The organism is Microbacterium marinilacus (genome assembly GCF_019753765.1).
In the GTDB taxonomy this organism is placed as follows: Bacteria; Actinomycetota; Actinomycetes; order Actinomycetales; family Microbacteriaceae; genus Microbacterium; species Microbacterium marinilacus.
The window spans coordinates 94761-115602 of sequence record NZ_JAIJZW010000008.1 but is presented as its reverse complement, the minus strand read 5'-3'; the positions used below and the strand labels follow the sequence as shown (position 1 = coordinate 115602).

The 20842-nt window shown below is 72.0% G+C and carries 17 protein-coding genes and 2 tRNA genes; 5 read left to right on the top strand and 14 right to left on the bottom strand.

What is annotated here, in order from left to right; all coding sequences use genetic code 11:
• Window positions 1-83 precede the first annotated feature (83 nt).
• Both K5S26_RS13715 and K5S26_RS13710 read right to left on the bottom strand, forming a co-directional pair.
• Entirely contained in the window at window positions 84-1577 is a 1494-nt protein-coding gene (locus tag K5S26_RS13715) for a CoA-acylating methylmalonate-semialdehyde dehydrogenase (protein ID WP_221859139.1), read from the bottom strand.
• Between the two features lie 48 nt (window positions 1578-1625).
• Window positions 1626-2789 (bottom strand): zinc-binding dehydrogenase, encoded by a 1164-nt coding sequence (locus K5S26_RS13710; protein WP_221859136.1) that lies wholly within the window; start codon window positions 2787-2789, stop codon window positions 1626-1628.
• A 204-nt stretch (window positions 2790-2993) separates the two neighbouring features.
• Between K5S26_RS13710 and K5S26_RS19220 the strand changes: the two genes are divergently transcribed.
• Entirely contained in the window at window positions 2994-3494 is a 501-nt protein-coding gene (locus K5S26_RS19220) for an RNA polymerase sigma factor (protein ID WP_221859135.1), read from the top strand.
• Window positions 3484-4497 carry a hypothetical protein gene (locus K5S26_RS13700; protein WP_221859133.1) on the top strand — a complete coding sequence of 338 codons (1014 nt, stop codon included), beginning with the start codon at window positions 3484-3486 and terminating at the stop codon, window positions 4495-4497. The genes K5S26_RS19220 and K5S26_RS13700 overlap by 11 nt, the downstream gene beginning before the upstream one ends.
• 100 nt (window positions 4498-4597) lie before the next feature.
• Here the strand turns inward: K5S26_RS13700 and K5S26_RS13695 are convergent, their stop codons facing one another.
• Entirely contained in the window at window positions 4598-5164 is a 567-nt protein-coding gene (locus K5S26_RS13695; protein WP_221859130.1) for an NADPH-dependent FMN reductase, read from the bottom strand.
• 177 nt (window positions 5165-5341) lie between these two features.
• Here K5S26_RS13695 and K5S26_RS13690 point away from each other — a divergent pair, with 177 nt between their 5' ends.
• Window positions 5342-6715 carry a cryptochrome/photolyase family protein gene (locus K5S26_RS13690; RefSeq protein ID WP_221859128.1) on the top strand — a complete coding sequence of 458 codons (1374 nt, stop codon included), beginning with the start codon at window positions 5342-5344 and terminating at the stop codon, window positions 6713-6715.
• A gap of 15 nt (window positions 6716-6730) precedes the next feature.
• Here the strand turns inward: K5S26_RS13690 and K5S26_RS13685 are convergent, their stop codons facing one another.
• Window positions 6731-8755, bottom strand: coding sequence for a DUF6541 family protein (locus K5S26_RS13685; protein WP_221859126.1), 2025 nt, complete (start codon window positions 8753-8755; stop codon window positions 6731-6733).
• A gap of 252 nt (window positions 8756-9007) precedes the next feature.
• Here K5S26_RS13685 and K5S26_RS13680 point away from each other — a divergent pair, with 252 nt between their 5' ends.
• On the top strand, window positions 9008-9466 hold the full coding sequence (locus K5S26_RS13680; RefSeq protein WP_221859125.1) for a hypothetical protein: 459 nt from the start codon (window positions 9008-9010) through the stop codon (window positions 9464-9466).
• Window positions 9467-9558: 92 nt separating this feature from the next.
• A complete protein-coding gene (locus K5S26_RS13675; protein WP_246604021.1) occupies window positions 9559-9834 on the top strand; it encodes a hypothetical protein in 276 nt (91 codons plus the stop codon).
• A 119-nt stretch (window positions 9835-9953) separates the two neighbouring features.
• Here the strand turns inward: K5S26_RS13675 and K5S26_RS13670 are convergent.
• The 10 genes from K5S26_RS13670 to K5S26_RS13625 all read right to left on the bottom strand — a co-directional run bounded on the left by K5S26_RS13670 (window position 9954) and on the right by K5S26_RS13625 (window position 20839).
• Window positions 9954-10045, bottom strand: a tRNA-Ser gene (locus K5S26_RS13670).
• A gap of 79 nt (window positions 10046-10124) precedes the next feature.
• Window positions 10125-11387 (bottom strand): LCP family protein, encoded by a 1263-nt coding sequence (locus tag K5S26_RS13665; protein WP_221859123.1) that lies wholly within the window; start codon window positions 11385-11387, stop codon window positions 10125-10127.
• A 43-nt stretch (window positions 11388-11430) separates the two neighbouring features.
• On the bottom strand, window positions 11431-12708 hold the full coding sequence (locus K5S26_RS13660; protein WP_221859121.1) for an LCP family protein: 1278 nt from the start codon (window positions 12706-12708) through the stop codon (window positions 11431-11433).
• 48 nt (window positions 12709-12756) lie between these two features.
• Window positions 12757-12841: transfer RNA gene (locus K5S26_RS13655), tRNA-Ser, on the bottom strand.
• Between the two features lie 90 nt (window positions 12842-12931).
• Entirely contained in the window at window positions 12932-14107 is a 1176-nt protein-coding gene (locus K5S26_RS13650) for a M20 family metallopeptidase (protein WP_221859119.1), read from the bottom strand.
• Window positions 14104-15585, bottom strand: coding sequence for an amidohydrolase family protein (locus tag K5S26_RS13645; RefSeq protein WP_221859117.1), 1482 nt, complete (start codon window positions 15583-15585; stop codon window positions 14104-14106). Before K5S26_RS13645 ends, K5S26_RS13650 begins: the two co-directional genes overlap by 4 nt.
• Window positions 15582-17021 (bottom strand): serine hydrolase domain-containing protein, encoded by a 1440-nt coding sequence (locus tag K5S26_RS13640; protein WP_221859115.1) that lies wholly within the window; start codon window positions 17019-17021, stop codon window positions 15582-15584. Before K5S26_RS13640 ends, K5S26_RS13645 begins: the two co-directional genes overlap by 4 nt.
• A 58-nt stretch (window positions 17022-17079) precedes the next feature.
• Window positions 17080-17835: an ABC transporter ATP-binding protein gene (locus K5S26_RS13635; protein WP_221859113.1), complete on the bottom strand. Its 756-nt coding sequence runs from the start codon at window positions 17833-17835 to the stop codon at window positions 17080-17082.
• Complete coding sequence (locus tag K5S26_RS13630) at window positions 17832-19817, bottom strand: dipeptide/oligopeptide/nickel ABC transporter permease/ATP-binding protein (RefSeq protein WP_221859111.1); 1986 nt, start codon at window positions 19815-19817, stop codon at window positions 17832-17834. Before K5S26_RS13630 ends, K5S26_RS13635 begins: the two co-directional genes overlap by 4 nt.
• Window positions 19817-20839 (bottom strand): ABC transporter permease, encoded by a 1023-nt coding sequence (locus tag K5S26_RS13625; protein WP_221859109.1) that lies wholly within the window; start codon window positions 20837-20839, stop codon window positions 19817-19819. Before K5S26_RS13625 ends, K5S26_RS13630 begins: the two co-directional genes overlap by 1 nt.
• Window positions 20840-20842: the final 3 nt, after the last annotated feature.

Here is a 20842-nt window from a genome sequence, read left to right as displayed (position 1 = left end):
CTAGGGATCTCCTATGAGCGCGTCAACGGAGCGCAGTCCGGAATATCGCTATCCCTTCAGCAGCTTGCTCGCCGCGGCGCCGGTCACACGTTCTGCGGGAAGCCGAGGTTGATGCCGCCGTGGCTCGGGTCGAGCCAGCGTGAGGTGACGGCCTTCTCGCGCGTGAAGAAGTGGAAGCCCTGCCGCCCGTACGCCTTCGTGTCGCCGAACGCCGACGTCTTCCAGCCGCCGAAGGAGTGATAGGCGACCGGGACGGGGATCGGCACGTTGATGCCGATCATCCCCACCTCCACGTCGACCTGGAACCGCCGGGCAGCACCACCGTCATTCGTGAAGATCGCGGTGCCGTTGCCGAAGGCGCCGGCGTTGATCAGCGCCACGCCCTCGTCGTAGCTCGCCACGCGAACGACCGACAGCACGGGGCCGAAGATCTCCTCCGTGTACACGCGCGAGGTCGTCGCGACGCGGTCGATGAGGGTCGGGCCGAGCCAGAAGCCGCCCGGCTCCCCGTCCGGTACCACTCCCCGCCCGTCGACGACCACCTCGGCGCCGTCTGCGAGGGCGACGTCGATGTACGAGGCCACCTTGTCGCGATGCTCGCGGGTGACGAGCGGCCCCATGTCGCAGCCGCGGCGGCCGTCGCCGATCCGCAGGCCCCGCATCCGCTCCGTGACCTTCGCGATCAGCTCGTCGGCGACGGGCTCGACCGCGACGATCACGGAGATCGCCATGCAGCGCTCGCCCGCCGAGCCGAAGCCGGCGTTGACGGCGCTGTCGGCCACCAGGTCGAGGTCGGCGTCCGGCAGCACCAGCATGTGGTTCTTCGCTCCGCCGAGGGCCTGCACCCGCTTGCCGTGATGCGCGGCCGTCTCGTAGACGTAGCGCGCGATCGGCGTCGAGCCGACGAACGAGATCGAGTCGACCTCCGGGTGCGCCAGCAGTGCGTCCACCGCGACCTTGTCTCCGTGGACCACGTTGAAGACGCCCGAGGGCAGGCCGGCCTCCTTCAGCAGCGCAGCGAGCCAGAGCGCCGCCGACGGATCCTTCTCCGACGGCTTGAGCACGACCGTGTCGCCCGATGCGAGGGCGATCGGGAAGAACCACATCGGCACCATCGCCGGGAAGTTGAAGGGCGAGATGATGGCCGCGACGCCGATCGGCTGACGGAACGAGAAGACGTCGACGCCGGTCGACGCGTTCACCGAGTAGTCGCCCTTGAGGGCCTCCGCGAAGCCGATCGCGAACTCGAGCACCTCCTGGCCCCGCGCGATCTCCCCGGCGGCGTCCGAGAGCACCTTGCCGTGCTCCGACGTGATGATCTCGGCGAGTTCGGGCTTGCGCGCCTCGAGCAGTTCACGGAAGCGGAAGAGGATCGCCTGCCGACGCGCGATGGAGAGGGCCCGCCACGCGGGGAACGCGGCCCGGGCGGCGGCGACCGCGGCGTCGACGACGTCCGGCTCGGCCAGCAGCACCTCCTTCGCCTGCTCGCCGGTGGCGGGGTCGTAGACGGGGGCGACGCGCGCGTCGGGGACGTCGACGGTCTCGTCGGCGATCCAGTGGGCGATGCGGATGGTCATGCGGGTTCTCCCTCGCTGAGGCGGGCGGGCGGGCGTGGACCAGCCGGGTCAGTCCATGACGACGACGGCGCGGCCGGTGATCTGACCGGCCGCGAGGGCGCGGTACGCCGCGTCGGCGTCGTCGAGGCGATAGCGGCGGGTGACGAGGCCGTCGACGTCGAACCCTCCGGCGGCCGCCAGCGCGACGGTGGCGGGAAGGTCTTCGCGCGTGCGGGCGCCGAACGAGCCGGTGAGCGTGTAGCCGCGGCGCACGAGGGGCGTGATCTCGATCGCGGCGGTCGCCCGTCCGGCGGCGATGCCGATCGCGACCATGCGGCCCCCGTCGGCGAGGGTCGCCACCGCCTGCTCGAAGGTCGCGGGGCGCCCGAGCGCCTCGAAGGCGACGTCGACGCCGCGCCCGCCGGTCAGCTCGCGCACCCGCGCGACGGCGTCCTCGGCGAGCGAGTCGACCGTGTGCGTGGCGCCGAGCGCGCGCGCCGCGTCGAGCTTGTCGGCGGCGACGTCGATCGCGATCACCGGGTCGGCCCGGGCCGCGCGCGCGACCTGGATCACTCCGCTGCCGACGCCGCCCACCGCGACGACCGCGACGGACTCGCCGGGCTCGACGCGGCCGGCGTGATGGACCGCGCCGTAGGCGGTGAAGGCCGCGCAGCCGAGCACCGCGGCGGCGACGGGGTCCAGTCCGTCCGGCAGCTCCGTGAGAGCCGTCAGCGGCACCACGCAGTACTCGGCGAGCCCGCCCATCGAGTACATCGCGAGGAACGAGCCGTCGGGCATCCGGAGTCGGCTCTCGCCGTCGTACAGCGTGCCGTTCAGTCTGTTCTGGCCGAAGAAGTTCGCGCACATGTCGTCGCGGCCGCGCGCGCAGAACTCGCATTCCCCGCACGGCATGATGAACGCCCCGACCACCTCGTCGCCCTCGGTGAGGCCTCGCGCGTCGGAGGTGCCCTCGCCGATCGCCACGATGGTGCCGCTGATCTCGTGTCCGAGGACCGCCGGGCGGGGGAAGCCGACCTCGCTCTTGATGATGTGCAGGTCGGTGTGGCAGACGCCGCAGGCCCGCACCCTCACGAGCGCCTCGCCCGCCTTCGGCGTGGGCACCGGGATCTGCAGGAGCTCCAGCTCGGCCTCGTCGCCGCGCAGCACCGCGGCCTTCATCGTCGGCGCCTTCGTCGTCTCGGCCTTCGTCGTCTCAAGAGGGATGTGGGTCATCGGCTGCGTCCTCTCCGTCGATCACGCGCCTCGAGTCATCCTGTGGGGGCGATCCGGCCCGATCAAGCGCCGTTTCCACAGGGCGAATGGGCGACCTGTCCGAAGAAATCTCGGCCGGGATGTAACGTTCCGCGCGCCCGCGGAAACATAGTGGGTGAGGGGGCTTCGCGCGGAGCCGGCGACAGAGACGGGCGGGCGGTGACGGTGGCGGAGGAATTCAGGGCGCTCTTCTCCGAGAACTGGAGCCTGGTCGTCGCGGTGGCGGAGCAGCGGCTGGGCTCCCGCGCCGACGGCGAGGAGATCGCCGCGGCCGCGTTCCGGATCGCGTGGGAGCGCCGCTCGAAGGGCGAGGAGGTGACCATGCCGTGGCTGTACGGCGTGGTGCGCAACCTCGTCGGGGCGGAGTACCGCCGCCGGAAGCGACAGCACGAGCTCACCGCGAGAGCGGGAGACCACCTCGAGCAGCCCGATCCGGAGACTGAGGATGCGGCGCGCGACGTGCGCGCGCTGGTGGCGCGCCTCCCCGCGCAGCACCGCGAGGTGCTGCGGATGGCCTACTGGGAGGACCTGTCGGCCCAGGAGATCGGCGAGGTGCTGGGTCTCTCGCCGGCGACGGTCCGTGTACGCCTCTATCGGGCCCGGCGGGCCCTGAAGTCCCTGTTGGAGAACGTCACGACCGAGGAGGTGCCCACGAATGTCCGATGACGAGCTCGGCGATCTGATCCGTGCGGCCAGGCCCGGCACGACCAGCCGCCACGACCCCGTCCCCCCGCACGCGTTGAGGGTGCTGGAGGAGATCATGGCCGACGAACGTCCCCACCGCGCCGCGCGGCGCGGCTCCCGCCGCCGACGCCTCGTGCCCCTGATCGGCAGCGGCTTCGCGGTTCTCATGGTGGCGGTCACAGTCGTCGCGCTGTCGCTGTTCAACCACGCTCCCGCCGTCGCCGCAACCCCGCCTCTGCTGCAGGTGACCCCGGTGTCGGGCAGCGCGTCCCAGCTGCTCGCGCAGCTCGGCGACAAGCGCCGCGAGGCGAGCGGGGCCACCAGCACCGCCGTGCGTGGACAGGCGGTGATCCGGTTCACGCAGTGGGCGCTGGCGACGAACATCGGCGAGGACGGCGAGATCGAGTCGTCCCAGGTCGAGCCGACCCTCTGGGAGACCGCCTTCCAGGACGACGGCAGCATCCACAAACGGCTCACCGTCGCCGAGCCGTTCCCCGGCGACAAGACCGAGGAGCTGGCCGAGCCGGGCACGCTGATCGACGAGACTGTGCTCGAGCCGGGCACCGACGAGTACGAGCAGTCCTACCTGCCGCCGGAGCCGCCCACCGACCCCGACGAGGTCGGCGCGTACCTCGCCTCGCTGTGGGCCTACGAGAGCGAGCCGACGCTCGGCGAGTACTTCAACGAGGTCGTGAACATCCTCAACAACCGCATCGTGACCGCGGAGCAGGAGGCGGCGATCCTGACCTTCCTCAGCCGGCACCCCGCGCTGCAGGTCGACGGGCGGACGACGGATCGTCTCGGCAGGCCGGCGCTGGTGTTCCGAGCGACGGACTGGCAGCCGGGGCTGTGGGAGGAGCTGCTGATCGTCTCCCCCGACACCGGGCAGATCCTCGCCGCCGAGACCATCTGGGTGGGCGACGACCGCACCGACATCGCCTCTCCCTCGGTGAGCCAGTACTTCGCGTGGGAGCGCACCGACTGAGCTTCGCGTGGGAGCGCACCGACTGAGGAGTGCGCTCCCGCGCGACGCGCTGCTCGGGGCCGAACCCCTCCGCGGTCGTCTCCGAGGGCGGGCCCCGGGCTCAGTCGACGGCGGTGAGCGTCTTGGCGATGTGACGGTGGAACGCCTTCAGCCACGTCGTCAGGAACTCGACGGTGGAGTCGTCGGAGACGTCGCCGTCCTCCGAGATCAGGCCGGGCGTCGTCTGGATGTAGCCCTCGGGCTGCGCCAGCTCGGGCGAGGCGAGGAACGACAGGATGCTGCGCAGATGCTGCTGCGCGACCGCCGTGCCGACCGCCCCCGGCGACGTGCCGATCACGGCGGAGGGCTTCCCCTGGAACGAGTTCGTGCCCCACGGCCGACTCGACCAGTCGAGCGCGTTCTTCAGCGCACCGGGAACCGAGCGGTTGTACTCCGGCGTCACCAGCAGGATCGCGTCGGACCCCTCGATGGCCGTCTTCAACGCGGTGCCGACCTCGGGATAGTCGTCGTCGTAGTCGTGGTTGTACAGGGGAAGGTCGGCGATCGGGATCTCCGTGAGCGTCAGATCGGCGGCAGGCGCCAGCCGCGACAGCGCGCGGAACAGGTTCCGGTTGATCGACTTCTGCGACAGGCTGCCGACGAGCACTCCGACGTTGTAGGTGGTCACGATGTCGTTCCTTTCGTTCTGAGCTGGAGCGTCCAGCGACGTCAGAATATTCAGCCCGCAGGGGGTGGGGCGCCGAGGTTACCGAATTCGCGCGACGCGGCGGTCTTCGTCTCACCATCCCCGGGCTCACCTGTCAAGCCTTGACCGGTCGACGCCGCGGCGGCATACGGTGGCGGCATGGTCAAGCCCAGCATCGTGTGGTTCCGCGACGACCTGCGTCTGGCGGACAACCCCGCCCTGCGCGCGGCTCTCGACCGGGACGAGCCGGTGATCGGCCTGTACGTCCTCGACGACGAGTCCGACGGGGTGCGGCCGCTCGGCGGCGCCGCGCGGTGGTGGCTGCACGGCTCCCTCGCCTCGCTCGGCGAGCGGCTGCGCGAGCGCGGCTCGGTCCTCGTGCTGCGCCGCGGGCGCGCGGCCGAGATCGTCCCGGCGCTGGTCGACGAGGTCGGCGCCGGCGCCGTCTTCTGGAACCGCCGCTACGGGGGCGCCGAGCGCGACATCGACACGGCCGTGAAGTCGCGGCTGCGCGACGACGGCATCACGGCCGAGTCCTTCGGCGGCTCGCTGCTGCACGAGCCATGGACCGTGCGCACGGGCGGCGACACCCCCTACGCCGTCTTCACGCCGTTCTGGCGGGCGGTGCAGAAACTGCCGGCACCGCGCGCGCCGCTGCCGGAGCCCCGCGAGGTGCCCGGGCCAGGTCGGCATCCTCGGTCGGACGACCTCGACGACTGGCGGCTGCTGCCCACCCGCCCCGACTGGGCCGGCGGACTTCGCGACACCTGGGAGCCCGGCGAGCCGGCGGCCCGCGCACGGCTGCGGGAGTTCCTGCGGGACGACCTCGGCGACTACGACCGCTCGCGCGACGAGCCGTCCGGCGAGGCGACCTCCCGGCTCTCGCCGCGGCTGCGATGGGGCGAGGTCAGCCCGTTCCAGGTGTGGCACGAGGCCGTCGAGCACCGCGGCAGCGGCGCGCACGCCGAGAGCGCGTCGCGGTTCCTCTCGGAGCTCGGCTGGCGCGAGTTCTCGTGGCACACGCTCTTCCACTTCCCCGAGCTCGCGACGAAGAACTGGCGCGGCGAGTTCGACACCTTCCCGTGGCCCAGGTTGCGCCCGTCGCATCTGCGGGCCTGGCAGCAGGGACGCACGGGCGTCGCGCTCGTCGACGCCGGAATGCGGGAGCTGTGGCACACCGGCTATATGCACAATCGCGTGCGCATGGTGACGGCGTCGTTCCTCTCGAAGAACCTGCTCATCGACTGGCGGCGGGGCGAGCAGTGGTTCTGGGACACCCTCGTCGACGCGGACGGGGCGAGCAATCCGTTCAACTGGCAGTGGATCGCCGGCTCCGGCGCCGACGCGGCCCCCTACTTCCGCGTCTTCAATCCCCAGCGGCAGCTCGAGCGGTTCGACCCGCACCTCGAGTACGTGCGGCGGTGGGCCCCCGAGCATGCCGGCGACGAGCCGCCCGAGCCGATCGTCGACCTGGCCGACACCCGCAGGCAGGCGCTCGACGCGTACGACTCCGTGAAGCGCGCCGCGAGCTGACGCGCCGCCCTCGGATCAGGCGCAGGCGGTGACCGCGTAGAGCCGGAGGGGTCCGTCTGCCGCGGCCAGCTCGAAGCCGGGGGTGTCGTCGGCGATCGCGAGGCCGGGGAACTGATGCGGGCCGTTCTGGAACACTCCCCGATCGCCGTCGTGCAGTACCAGCGCGTAGCGGATGCCGGCGCGCTCGGCGGCCTCGCACACCTCGGGGGCCGTCGCGACGTCCTTCAGCCGCTCGCGGATGAGCCGCTGGTCGGCGGTCTGCGTGCCCATCCAGTTGCCGGGCAGCGCGGTGAAGTACACGTCGAGGTCTCCGAGCGAGTACGCCATGGCGCTGCCGTCGAAGGGGTCGTTGGCCACCCGGTGGTGCCCGACGATGCCCTCGGCCTTCGAGACGAACGCGGCCTCGGCCGGCGAGTACCACTGCGCGTCGGTCGCCGCGGCGGCCTCGGCGATGTGCGCCGCCCTGGTGCCGAGCGCGAGGCCGCCGATCGTCGCGTCGAACGCCAACGTGGCCATCATCACGGACGCCGCTGCCGCCGTCCCCCAGCGCCGGTATGCCGCGACCGTGCGAGGGGACCGGCTCGGTCCGGAGCGCCGTCGCCACGCGCGTACGAGGGCCCAGACTCCGGTCGCGACGGCCAGCGCCAGGTAGGGCACGAGCAGGATCGCCGCCGTCGCGGCCAGCCGGCGCGGGTCGGTGTACCAGAAGCCCACGAGGTAGTTGCGCAGCGACTGCGAGGAGGTGGCGGTGCCGGCCGCCGCCACGACGTAGAGCAGGCAGCCGATAGCCGCGCTGACGAGCCACCACCGCGAGGGCCCGTACCGCACGGCGATGACGATGCCCGCGAGCACGAAGGCCAGGAGCAGCCACTGCGGCTTCGTGAGGTCGGCGAAGGCGAACCACTCCCCTGCCGCGTCGGTGCTCGGGGCGCCGCCGGCCCAGTTCACCGCGGTCGTGCGGTCGAGGAAGGGCGAGTCGTGGATGACGACCCACGCCGTGGCGAACACCGCGGCGAAGGCGGCGTGGCCGGCGGGGCGCAGCCACCCCCTGCCTCGGCGGGCGACCGCCCTGCACAGCAGCCGGTCGAGGGTGAGCACGGCGAACGGCAGCGCGAGCACGATCAGCGTGAAGGCGGTGTTGGGCTGGGCGAACACGAACGCGATCGGCACCGCGACCACCACCGCCGTGAGCGCCGGGAGCGGCATGCGCGAGGCCTTGCCGCTGACGGCGCGGAGCATCGCGACGACGGCGATGAGAGCGGCGGGCAGCAGGACGTATCCGAAGAGGTTCGAGTACAGCACCCCGTAGCCGAGGAAGCCGATCGGGAAGACAGCCGGCAGGAAGCTGAGCCCCGCCGCGGCCGCCCACTGCACCCGCGACGGGCCGAACAGCGTCCGGGTGAGCCAGGCGATCGCCGTGGGCCAGGCGATGAGGACCAGCGCCAGCAGCGAGCCGTGCACGGCGGCCGGGATCGACGCGCCGCTCAGCTCGGACGTCAGCGCGACCAGGGCGTGCCATGCCGCGGGATAGAAGTGGCCGCCCGCCGTCCCGTCCACCAGCCCCGCATCCAGCGAGGAGTAGTCGCCCGACTCGAGGAACCAGCGGATCACCGTCAGGTGCCAGATCGTGTCGTACTGGTAGACCGGGGCCTCAGCGCTCGGGATGTGACGCACGTAGGCGACGCCGACGACGAGGGCGTTGAGCGCCAGGGCGCCCAGGACCCAGGGCCATCGCACCCGCCGCGGACGTGCCAGGCGCAGTCGCCCGCGACCGCGCACCAGCCGGATGCCCGCCACGACGGCCACGAGCGCAGCGGCGCCCGCGGCGAACGGGATCGCCCCGAACGGCAGGCCCAGCGCCGCGCACACAGCCGTGACGACGCCGACGTACGCCGTGGTGAGCAGCGGGGCGTAGCCCAGCGCGACGGCGGGCCGCAGCCCCATCAGCCAGAGGGCCGCACCGCCCGGCAGGTAGAGCAGCGCGGTGAAGACGGCGAGGGGCGCGAGGGCCGGCAGCCAGGCGGGTATCGACTCAGCCATGTTTCCCGGGGCTCGACGGTGGAAGGAGGATCCGACGCCTCGACTCTGCCGCGCGGCGGACCCACACGACTCTAGCGGGCGCCCCGCGCGGGCACGGCCGCGATTCAGTGCCCGAGCTACGCCCCGCCTATCGGCCCCGGGGTCGCGCCGTAACAGCGCTGTCCGTGCGGCGCGACCGCCTTGCGACGGCGAACGGACCGCGTGATCCTGGAGCGCATGCCTACGAGGAGAACGAGAACCGCGGCGACGTCTGTGCTCGCGACCCTGATCCTGGCGGGTTGCGGCCTGTCAGGCTGCACCGCTCAGCCGGATGCCGCCGAGACGCCCGCCCCTGCCGCCACGTCCTCGGCGCCCGAGACCGAGGAGCGACCGGTCGCTGCGGCGACGCTTCCCGAAGGCTCCGAGCCCGTGCTCACCTGGACCGATCAGGTCGGCGCCGTGCCGCCCGAGACCGTGCGCCTCACGGGCTCCTCGCTGTCCATCACGGTGCTGGTCGCCTGCGACACCGCGGACGCGACCGTCACCATCGACATCGACGGTCTGATGGCCGGCGGCTCGACATGCTTCCACTCCCCCGACATCGTCGGGTCGCACACCGGCGGCAACACCGCGACGATGGAGGTCACGGTCGACCAGGACGCGACGGTCACCGTCACGGCGGAGCCGTCGGATGCCCGATGGTCGGCGGTGGTGTCCACCGGCACCGACTAGCCCTCGCCCGACGAGCAGACAACCCCCTTGCCGGCGGCACGGCGGCGGGCGGACGATCGATGCTCACGCAGCACAGAACGGGAGTCGATCGCATGAGCACCAGCAAGGACATCAAGAAGGCCGCACGCAAGGTCGAAGAGGCAGCCGGGTGGAACCCGATGAAGCAGCTCGGGGCCCTCGGTGTGCGCAGCAACCACCTCTACATCGCCGGACTGGCGTCGGTGGGACTGTCGTTCCTGTCGTGGCTCGTGTCCCGCGGCAAGGACGACGCCAAGGCCCAGTCGGACCGCTGGGGCATCTTCGTCGGCCAGTGGGCGCCGACCCTCTTCGCGATCGGCGTGGGCCTGAAGCTCGAGGAAGACTCCTGACCACCGCCCCGCGCCGCGGCTTCAGCCGCGGTCGGTGAGTGCGCGCGGCGACCTGGTTGCCGCGCGCATGAGAAAAGGCCCTCGTTCCGCTCTGGCTGGCGGTCCGGGGGCCTTCTTCGTGGCGGAGACGGAGGGATTTGAACCCTCGGTCCCCTTAAGGGGACTCCACCTTAGCAGGGTGGTGCACTAGGCCTGACTATGCGACGTCTCCAGATCCCGAGGGATCCCGGCGCCCGCGAGGACGCACTTCCCCCATAGTAACGGGTCGCAGAACGAGCCGGAAACCGAGGTCAGTTGTTGGCCTGCGAGCAGCTGGTGTCGTCGGCGGTGCGGCCGAGAAGGTCGGGGGCCGGCGCGGCGGGATCCGTCGGCTCGACCGTCGCGCCGGGGTCGGGCGTCTCGGTCTCAGGCGTCTCGAGGTACTTGCCCGTGGGGTCGACCGAGTCGTTCGCCGCCAGCGCGGCGAACAGCGCCGCCGCCGAATCGCTGTCGGGCACGAGACGATTCGCGTCGGCGGGATCGGGGAAGGTCGGGTACTGCAGGAACACGATGTCCTGGGTCTCCACGTCCTTGGCGGCGAGGGCGATCTGCACGAGAGTGACCGGCGTCAACTGAGAGCTCGGGTCGACGTTGGTCACCACGGTGCGAGCGAGGCTCAGCATCGTGCCGGGGTTGCCCAGCACATCGGAGCTGGTCAGCTTGCGGGCGAGCGACGCCATGTAGACCTGCTGGTTGCTGATGCGCCCCTGGTCGCCGCCGTCGCCGACGCCGTGACGCGACCGCAGGAACGCGAGCGCGCGGTCGCCCTGGAGCGTGTACTCGCCTTCCTCGAGGTAGAGCATTCCCGCGTCGGGGTCGTTGATGGTGCCCTCGACGCAGACTTCGACGCCGCCGATCGCGTCGGTGATCTCGATCACGCCGTCCCAGGTGATTGTGGCTGCGTAGTCGATCTTGAGCTCGGGATCGTACGGGGTCGTCAGCGCGTCGATCGTCGACGCGACGCACGCCAGCCCGCCGGCCGAGTACATCGCGTTGATCATCTTCTTGTCCGATGCGTACGTGACGTTTCCGTTGACGGGGTCCGTGCACTCGGGCGTCGGGATCATCAGGTCGCGCGGGAAGGCGATCGCGGTGATCTTGCGCGGCTCGGGCGAGATGTGCACGAGCAGGTTCACATCGTTGCGCCCTGCCTGCAGTTCCCGGCCGTCCTCCCCGTAGTCGGCGGGGTCACTCGAGCACCGGTTTCCGTAGCGGTCGCGTGTCTCCCAGACGCAGATGTCGAGACCGGTGAGCAGAAGATCGACCCCCTTCTCACCGACCAGCTCGCCGATGTCCGGCGGTTCCTCCTCCTGCCCGTCGAGCTGCTGCGCGTTCGCCGCGAACGTCGAGGACAGGTCCCAGTACATGTACGCGCCCACGCCGACACCGGCTACGAGCACGCACGCCATGGCGATGCCCACCACGCGCAGCAGCCGCGCGAGCGGGGACGGCGCCGACAAGCGGCCGTGACGAGCCGCCGTGCGGCGACCGAGGCGCTGGGGCGTGTCGTTCATCCGTGCCTTTCGGTTCAGGACGCCCGCTGCGCCCTCGCGGGGCTCACTCGGGGTTGGCGCAGCTCTCGTCCAGCGCGGTGCGGCCGGGGGCGAGCACCTCGGTGCCGGCCTCGGGCGTCTCAGTCGCGTCCGGGGCGGGGGTCTCGGTCTCGCCCGAGGCGTCGATCGAGTCGTCGATCGTGCCATCCGTCGACTGCGGCGCCAGCGACCGGTTCGCGGCGATCGCCTCGAACATCTCGGCCGCCGCGGTCTCGTTCGGGACGACGCGGTTGGAGTTGTTCGGGTCGGCGCCGATCGGGTACTGCAGGAACACGATGTCCGACAGCGGCACGTCCTTCGCCGCCATCGCGATCTGCACGAGCGTCACCGGGGTCAGCTGCGCGCTCGGGTCGACGTTCGTGACCGTCGTGCGCGCCAGCGACAGCAGCGTGCTGGGGTTCGTGAGCACCTCGTCGCTCATCAGCTTGCGCGCGAGACCCGACATGTACACCTGCTGGTTGCTGATGCGGCCGAGGTCGCTGCCGTCGGCGATCGCCTTGCGTGCGCGCAGGAACGCGAGCGCCTGCTCGCCCTGCAGGTTGTGCGTCTGCCCGCCCTCGAGGTAGAGGTTGCCGGCCTCGACGTCGTCAATCGTCTGCGCCACGCAGACCTCGACGCCGCCGATCGCGTTGGTGATCTCGATCACGCCGTCCCAGGTGATGGTCGCCGCGTAGTCGATCGCGAGCTCCGGGTCGTACTTCGTCGTGAGCGTGTCGATCGTCTTCGCCACGCACGCGAGCCCGCCGGCCGCGTACGTGTTGTTGATCATGTTGTAGCTCGACTCGTACGTGACGTTCCCGGTGTTGGGGTCCGTGCACTCCGGCGTCGCCACCATCAGGTCGCGCGGGAAAGCGATGGCGGTGATCTTGCGCGGCTCGGGCGAGATGTGCACGAGCAGGTTCACGTCGTTCAGGCCGGCCTGCAGCTGCCGGCCGTCCTCACCATAGGCGGCGGGGTTGCTCGGGCAGCGGTCGCCGTAGCGCTCGTGGGTGTCCCACTCGCAGATGTCGATGCCGGTCAGCAGCAGGTCGACGCCCTTCTCACCGACCAGCTCGCCGATGTCGGGCGGGGTGCTCTCCTGGCCCTCCAGCTCGACCGAGTTGGCGGCGAACGCCGACGAGAGGTCCCAGTACGCGTACACGCCGACGCCGAGGCCCGCGACCATGACGCATGCCATGGCGATGCCGACGACGCGCAGCAGACGCGAGAGCGGGGACGGAGCCGACAGCTCGCCATGGCGGGCGACCGTGCGGCGGCCTCGGCGCTGGGACGTCTCGCTCATCCGTGCCTTTCGGGGGTAGGTGCACAGGGAGCGGGGGCTCCCAGCAAGCGGAGGGTGTGGGATTCGAACCCACGGGACATCGCTGCCCGCTGGTTTTCAAGACCAGATCCTTCGGCCGCTCGGACAACCCTCCTCGACGGGGTCTCCCCTGCCGATAAGGCGCGAGTCTAGTCGACCGATGTTCCGGCCATTGTCCAAGCCGCCTCTGTACGACGGCTGGACGTCACGGCGCCTCGCCGCCGAGCAGATCGCGGATCAGCCCCACCAGCAGGGCGGTGCGGATCGGGATGTCTGCGACCATGGCGTGCTCGTGGTCGGCGTGCGCACCGCCGCCGACGGCGCCGAGCCCGTCGAGCGTCGGCACCCCGACCCCGGCGGTGATATTCCCGTCCGAGGCGCCGCCGACGACGATCGCCTCCGGCAGCTCGATGCCGATGCTCTCCGCCACCGCCTGCGCGCGCTCCCACGTCGCCTGCGCCGCCGCCGTCTCGAGCGGCGGGCGGTTGATGCCGCCGGTCACGGTCAGCGTGGCACCCGTGTGCGAGGCGAGCTCGCGGATCCCCTCGTCGACGCGATGCTGCTCGGCGATGGTCAGCGCTCGCACGTCCACGTCGAACCACGCCCGCCCGGGCACCGTGTTGGTCGTCGTTCCGGAGCGCGCGACCGTGGGGACGACGGTGGTGCCGACCGACGCATCGGCGAGCCGTTGCACCGCCACCACCTGGTGCGCGAGCTCGACGAGCGAGTTGATGCCCTTCTCGGGCTCGGTGCCGGCGTGAGCCGCGCGGCCGGCGATGTTGATCCGGTACATCGAGGTGCCCTTGCGCCCGATCTTCAGCGCGCCGGGGCGGCCCGCGGCGTCGTCCCCGGCCGCTTCGAGCACGAGCGCGGCGACGCAGCCGCGCGCCTCCTGCTCGATCAGGGCACGCGAGGCGTTCGAGCCCACCTCCTCGTCGCCCGTCACCAGCAGCGTGATCGCCGACTCGGCGAGCTGGCCGCCGGGGCCGTCGGCGAAGGTGCCCGCGGCGTGGATCGCCATCACCAGGCCGGTGAGCATGTCGAACGATCCGGGGCCGCGGATCACTCCGTCCTGGATCGAGAACGGGTGCGTCTCGATCGAGCCGACCGGCCAGACCGTGTCGTGGTGAGCGAGCAGCAGCACGCGCGGGGCGTCGGGGTCGGGAGAGCCCAGCTGCCAGCGCAGGTGGGTGACGCCGTCGATCACGAGGCGCTCCGGCGCGAAGCCGAGCCGGCGGGCGCCGATGCCCGAGATCAGGTCGGCCGACCGCGCCACGGCGACGTGGTCCGACGACGGCGATTCGCACCGGATCACCTGCTCGAGGTCGGCGAGCATGTCGGGCAGGCTCGTCTCGGCCCACGTCACAAGCGGATGACTCATCTCGGCTCTCCTCGCAGTCCGCGTCCGGGGTACGCGTTCTCGACGATATCCCCGTCTCGCACGACGAACTCACCGGCGACCAGCAGGTGGGCGACGCCGAGGGACGGTCGGGTGGGGTCGAGGTAGGTGGCGCGGTCGGTGATCGTGTCGGGATCGATCACCACGATGTCGGCGTCGGCGCCGGCCGTCAGGCGCCCCTTCCGCGTCGCCGCGGGCGCGACGCCGTCGAGCAGCCGCGCGGGCAGATAGCTGCACCGCCGGAAGGCCTCGAGCCACGTCCACAGCCCGCGCTCGCGCACCATCAGCCGCAGCGACTTCGCGAACGTGCCCGCGGTGCGCGGATGCGTCTGCCCGCCGGGCGGCAGCGGCCACTCGCGGCTGTCGGTCGAGCCGTCAGGCCAGATGACGTGCATGGAGTCGGACGCGACGATGCTGTCGGGGAAGGCGAGGGAGGCACGGAGCCGGGCGGCGTCCCGCTCGTCCCGCTCGTCGAGGAACTCGACGATGCACAGCGCCCCGGGATCCGTCGCGCGCACGTGGCGCAGGTGCGCCTCGTCGCGGATGCGCTCGCCCGTCGCGACGAGCACGAGGCTCTGCGGCGTGAGCTGCCAGGCGGGCAGCGCCTCGGGCGCGAGGAACGCCGCCCCGATCCCGGTGGACCCGGCCCCGTACGGATACGCCTCGACCGTGATGCCCGCTCCCCCGGCCCGCGCGGTCTCGATGGTCGACAGCGTGCGGTCGATGTGCCGGCGCGACGTCGAGTTGACGTGGCAGTGGTGCGCGGCGCCGCCGAACTCCATGGCCGAGCGGGCGACCTCGAGTGTGCCGTCGACGGGCGTGGCGGGGTTCGACTCGACGATCTCGCGCACGTGCGTGAACGTTGGCGCCCCCGCGGACGCGGCCAGGCGTGCGACGGCGCGGAACTCCGCCGGATCGGTCTCCGGCGCGTAGCCCATCAGCACGCCGATGCCGAGCGCGCCGTCGGCCAGCTCGCTCTCGAGGATGCCGAGCCAGCGCGCCAGCTGCGCGGGCGAGGAGTCTCCCAGCCAGGCCCGGTCGCTCAGGATGTCGAGCCCGCCGAAGGGATCGGCGTCGGCGGTCCGCCCCGACAGCACCACGGCGCGCGCGAGCAGCCACGACGCCGAGAAGCCGTAGTGGAGCGGCCTTCCCTGCGCGGCGGCGTCCGCGTACGCCTTCTCGACGGGCGACAGGCCCATCTCGAGGTCGAGGGCCGTCGTGACGCCGTCCATCGCCTGCAGCCGCTGCCCCGCGATCGAGTGCACGTGGCTGTGCAGGTCGATGAAGCCCGGTCCGACGATCTTCCCCGCGACGTCGACCACGGTCGCGTCCGCGGGAGGCGTGGTTCCCGGGTCGAGGATCTCCGCGACCGTCCCGCCGCGGATGAGGATGTCGGCGACGCGATCGGTGCCGGTGGCCGGGTCGACGACCCGGCCACCGGCGAGGAGCACAGCGGTCACGCGGCCTTCTTCGGCGTCGCCCGAGCCCCCAGGTGCACGTACTGCTCTCCGCCCGGCAGCTCATAGAACGTCACGGCCATCCACGTCTCCGTGCCCGGCTCGCGCGTGACCCACAGGTCGTCGCCCTCGACGGGGTGCAGCTCGAAGTCGGTGCCCGGGTCGTCCTCCAGCTCTGCCAGCAGGCCGAGCGGCGTCATCCGCAGGACGGGCCGTCCGCCCTCCTCCGCCGGCGCCTCGATCTCGATGCGCACGGACGCCCGCTCGTAGGTGCCGACGTGCGAGGTGATGTCTCCGACGGCGCCCTCGACGGGCTGCAGCGGCTGCGCCATCTCGACCCCGGCGAGCTCGGAGAAGATCTCGCGGTACAGGTCCATGTACAGATCGCGGGTGTGGCCGCCGTTGGTGAGCAGGCCGACCGCGAGCCCGGCCTCGGGCAGCAGGCGCAGGAAGGCCGCCTGGCCGATCGTGTTGCCGTCGTGCCCGATCAGACGATGGCCGCTCCAGTCGAACCGGATCCAGCCGACGCCCCACGAGTCGCCGAGCGTGTAGGGGTCGGGCAGCTCCGCCTGCTTGGAGGCCATCTCGGCCACGGCGGCCTCCGACAGCACGCGCGTGCCGTCGGCAGCCAGACCGCCCGCGAGGTGCATCCTCGCGAAGGACAGCAGGTCGCCCACCGGGCAGGTGATGAGCCCCGCAGGGCCGAGCGGGCGCGGCAGGCTCCACACCGGCACGACGGTCGCGGTGCCGTCCTCGGCGACGTTGTGGCCCACCGCGGCGGGGTGCAGGATGGCCTCCTCCGGCAGGGTGCCCGTGGCCTTCAGCCCGAGGGGCGCGTAGAGACGCTCGCGCATCGCGGTGTCCCAGGCCTTGCCCGTGAGCTTCTCGATCACGCGCCCGACCAGCGAGAACCCCGCGTTGCAGTACGACCAGGTGGCGCCGATCGGGTGGTTCTGCGTCTGCTCCTTGAGCAGGGCCACGTACTTCTCGAGGTTGTCGTCGCCGCGCCCCGTGTCGGTGAACACGTCGCCGTCGATGCCGCTCGTGTGGGTGAGCAGGTGGCGCAGCGTCACCGTGCGGGCGACGTCCATGTCGGCCAGCTCGAAGTCGGGCAGCGCCTCGACGATCGGCGTGTCGAGCGAGATCAGGCCCTCGTCGACCAGCTGCATCGCGACGGTCGCGGTCCAGACCTTCGAGATCGATCCGATCTGGAAGACGGCGTCGTCGGAGACGGGGATCTGCGCGGGCACGTGCAGGTGGCCGTGCGACACGACGAGCTGCTCGTCGGGCGCGCCGTCGGCGCCGAGGCGGAAGATGCCGAGCTGGGCGCCCGGCACGCCGTGCTTGGCGGCGAGCTCGGCGAGGCGCTGCCGCCAGTGCTCGGCGTCGAACCGTGCGCCGTCGGACGCGGGGACGGCAGGGGCTTCGGTCGTGGACATCGTGCACTCCTCGGGGTCAGGGAAGCGGGGCTTCGATTTCAGGGGGTCGGGATCTGTCTCAGGTGGCCGGGTGGACCGGCTCCGGAACTGCGGCGAGCAGCTCGCGGGTGTAGGGATGCTCGGGGGTCTCGAGGACCTGCGAGGCGGGGCCGTGCTCGACGATGCGACCCTCGCGCATGACCGCGACGGAGGTGGCGACGTACCGCACCACGGCAAGGTTGTGGGAGATGAACAGCATCGACAGGCCGAGCTCGGCCTGCAGCTCGCGCACCAGGTTCAGCACGGCGCCCTGCACCGAGACGTCGAGCGCCGAGGTGATCTCGTCGGCGACGATGACCTCGGGACGGGACGCCAGGGCTCGGGCGATCGCGACGCGCTGGCGTTGCCCGCCCGAGAGCTCGGCCGGCCGGGCGTCCGCCCGCGCGGGGTCGAGGTGCACGAGCTCGAGCAGCCGGGCGATCTCGGCGCGACGGCGCGCCCCTCGGAGGCCCCGCGGCAACGACTCGGCGATCGACTCGCCGATGCTCATCCGGGGATCGAGCGACGACTGCGGGTCCTGGAACACCATCTGCACCGGACGCCGCCCGCGGCCTCGTCGTGCCCCGTCCGCGCCGCCGACGAGGATGCGGCCGCTCGTCACCGGCGCGAGGCCCACGATCGCACGGGCGATGGTCGACTTGCCCGACCCCGACTCCCCCACCAGCCCCACGATCTCACCGTGGGGCACGGTCAGGCTGACGCCGTCCACCGCGACGTGGGCGCTCGCGCCGTGGCCGTAGCGCACGACGAGGTCCTCGATCACGAGCTCGGTCATCGCTCCGCCTCCACGACGGAGAGCGCGGAGGTGGTCGCGGGGGCCTCGGCCCGCCGGCGCGCGGCCGGCGTGGTGACGGGGTTCCAGCAGGCGACGCGCTGGGGCGCTCCCGGGCGGTCGCTCTCGGCCGGTTCGACCTCCTGCAGCGCGGGGTCCTCGACGATGCAGCGCTCCGTCGCGAACGGGCAGCGCGCCGCGAACGCGCACCCCTCGGGCACGCGGGCCGGGTCGACGGGGCGACCGGGGATGGTCTCGAGCGGACGGTCGAGCGGCGTCGCCATGTCGGGCACCGCGGCGATCAGCGCGCGGGTGTACGGATGCTGCGCGTCCTCCGCCAGACGGTGCGACGCGATCTCCTCGACGATGCGCCCGGCGTACATCACCACGATCCTGTCGCACACCTCGCGCACCACCGCCACGTCGTGACTGATCAGCAGGATGGCCGCGCCGTTCTCCCGGCGCACCCGTCCGAGCAGGCCGAGCACATGCTTCTGCACGGTCACGTCGAGCGCCGTGGTGGGCTCGTCGGCGATCACGAGCCGGGGCTCGGCCATGATGCCCATCGCGATCATCGCGCGCTGACGCATCCCTCCCGAGAACTCGTGCGGATACTGCCTGGCGCGCCGGCGCGGATCAGGAATGCTCACCGCGCCCAGGCGCTCGACGGCCCGCGCGAGCGCCTGCTTCCACGGCAGTCCCCCGTGGAAGCGGGACACCTCGGCCAGCTGGACGCCCATCCGCATCGTGGGGTTGAACGAGGTCATCGGATCCTGGAACACCATCGCGAGCGAGGTGCCCAGCAGGCGACGACGGGCGGCGACGGCAGAGGGGCCGCGCGGCGCGACGGCGAGGTCGTCGCCCGCGAACCGCAGCGTCTCGGCCTCGACGCGGAGGGGCGCCTCCACGAGCTGGGCGATGGCGAGCGCGGTCAGCGACTTGCCCGATCCGGACTCGCCCACGATCCCCACGGCCTCCCGTGCCGCGATCCGCAGATCGACTCCGCGCACCGGGGCGACGTCTCCGCGAGGCCCGGGCAGCGTCACCCGCAGACCGCGGACGTCCAGCACGGCGTCGTCCACCACTCCGTCCGCCTCGCCGCCGGATGCGGCCGCGGGCCCCGAGACACGGGCCCGCCGCGCCCGCATGCCGAGTATCGTGACGGGCATCGCCGACACCGAGTACACCTTCGCGAGCGCCTCGCCGGTCAGGTTGAAGGCCAGGCCGGCGACTACGACCGCCACGCCGGGGGCGAGCGCCGCGAGCGGGTTGAGATAGATGCGGCTGAGGCCCTCCATCATCAGCCGACCCCAGTCGTACGCGGGCGCCTGCACCCCGAGGCCCAGGAAGGACAGCCCTGCGAACGCCAGCAGCGCGCCGCCCGCCGCGATGGTCGCGTTCACGATGAGGGGCTCGGCGATGTTCGGCAGCACGTGCCGCAGCAGGATGTGGAACCGGCCGCGGCCGGCGACGCGCGCGGCACCGATGTAGTCGCGGTCCATCACCCCCGCCACCAGCGTCTGGCACAGCCGGGCGAAGGCCGGCGCCCCGGCCACGCCGATCGCCCACATCGCCGCATACTCGCCCACGCCGAGGATCGTCGCGAGGAACAGGGCGAGCAGGATTCCCGGGAACGCGACGGCGATGTTGACGCCGGTGACGACGATCCGGCCCAGCGCGCGTCCGAGCAGCAGCGGAGCCGCCCCGAGCACCACGCCGATGACGAGGGCGATCGCCGTGGCGCCGAGCGCGAGCACGACCGTGAGCCTCGTCGCCACCAGCGTGCGCAGAAGCAGGTCACGGCCGAGGGCGTCGGTGCCGATCGGATGATCGAGCGACGGCGCGGCGTTGATGTTCGTGGTGTCGCGCAGCTCGGCCGCCTGCCCCCACAGCAGCGGGGCGACGATCGCGACGGCCAGCACCACCACGAGCATGAGCGCGGCGCCGAGCCCGAGCGGGCTGCGCAGGATCCGCAGCGCGCGCATCAGCGGGCCCCCTCGAGGATCGTCGAACGCGGATCGAGGACCGCCAGGATCACGTCGACGACGGTGTTGGCCAGCAGCACCCCGACGCCGTAGACCAGCACGATGCCCTGCACCAGCTGGTAGTCCTTGCCGAGGATCGCGCCGGTGACCGTCGACCCGATGCCGGGCCACGCGAAGACGTTCTCGACAAGCACGGTGCCGGCGACCATCGACCCCAGCAGCAGCCCGCCGAGGGTGAGCGACGCCGTGACGGCGTTGGGCAGCGCGTGCCGCAGCACCACCCTCGTCGGCTCGAGGCGCTTGGACCGGGCCGTCCGCACGTAGTCGGCCTCCAGAGCCGCCAGCAGCTCGACGCGGACGATGCGGGCGAGGATCGCGGCGGGCCCGGCGGCGAGCGCGACGACGGGCATCACGTACGACGCCAGCCCGTCCTCTCCCGCGACCGGCAGCCATCTCAGCGTCACGCCGAAGATCCACACGAGCGCGACGCCGAGCAGGAAGTCGGGGATCGTGCCGATCACGACGCTCGACGACGCGAAGCCCAGCTCAACGCCGCGGTTGCGCCCGCGCCGCGTCGCGACCGCCACCAGCGCTCCGACCGGGATCGCGATCAGCACCGCGACGACGAAGCCCGCGACGCCGAGCGCCAGCGTCGCGGGAAGACGGTCGCCGATCACGTCGGCGACCGGCAGCCGGAACTGGATGGACGTGCCCAGCTCGCCCGTGAAGATGCCTGTGAGGAAGCGCAGGTACTGCTCCCACAGCGGGGCGTCGAACCCGAGGTTGCGCCGGGTCTGCTCGATCAGCTCGGGGGTGGCGGTCGGGCCGAGGGAGGCGCGGATCGGATCGCCCGGCACGAGATGGATCATCAGGAAGGCGGCCGTGACGAGCACCCAGAGCGACAGCAGCAGGCGTCCGCCCCGCTGCAGCGCGAAGCGCATCCACCGGCGCTGCAGCAGACCGGTCCTCGCGGGCGCCGCGGCGTCGGCCGGGGCCTGCTCGGCGTTCTCGGTGATCGTCACGGT

Excerpts from the sequence above, each read along its gene's own strand:
- K5S26_RS13715 (WP_221859139.1), bottom strand. The coding sequence starts at position 1,577 with ATGACCATCCGCATCGCCCACTGGATCGCCGACGAGACCGTCGACGTC.
- K5S26_RS13690 (WP_221859128.1), top strand. The coding sequence starts at position 5,342 with ATGGTCAAGCCCAGCATCGTGTGGTTCCGCGACGACCTGCGTCTGGCG.
- K5S26_RS13635 (WP_221859113.1), bottom strand. The coding sequence starts at position 17,835 with ATGACCGAGCTCGTGATCGAGGACCTCGTCGTGCGCTACGGCCACGGC.
- K5S26_RS13630 (WP_221859111.1), bottom strand. The coding sequence starts at position 19,817 with ATGCGCGCGCTGCGGATCCTGCGCAGCCCGCTCGGGCTCGGCGCCGCG.
- K5S26_RS13660 (WP_221859121.1), bottom strand. The coding sequence starts at position 12,708 with ATGAGCGAGACGTCCCAGCGCCGAGGCCGCCGCACGGTCGCCCGCCAT.
- K5S26_RS13710 (WP_221859136.1), bottom strand. The coding sequence starts at position 2,789 with ATGACCCACATCCCTCTTGAGACGACGAAGGCCGAGACGACGAAGGCG.
- K5S26_RS13640 (WP_221859115.1), bottom strand. The coding sequence starts at position 17,021 with ATGTCCACGACCGAAGCCCCTGCCGTCCCCGCGTCCGACGGCGCACGG.
- K5S26_RS13665 (WP_221859123.1), bottom strand. The coding sequence starts at position 11,387 with ATGAACGACACGCCCCAGCGCCTCGGTCGCCGCACGGCGGCTCGTCAC.
- K5S26_RS13650 (WP_221859119.1), bottom strand. The coding sequence starts at position 14,107 with ATGAGTCATCCGCTTGTGACGTGGGCCGAGACGAGCCTGCCCGACATG.
- K5S26_RS13700 (WP_221859133.1), top strand. The coding sequence starts at position 3,484 with ATGTCCGATGACGAGCTCGGCGATCTGATCCGTGCGGCCAGGCCCGGC.
- K5S26_RS13685 (WP_221859126.1), bottom strand. The coding sequence starts at position 8,755 with ATGGCTGAGTCGATACCCGCCTGGCTGCCGGCCCTCGCGCCCCTCGCC.
- K5S26_RS13675 (WP_246604021.1), top strand. The coding sequence starts at position 9,559 with ATGAGCACCAGCAAGGACATCAAGAAGGCCGCACGCAAGGTCGAAGAG.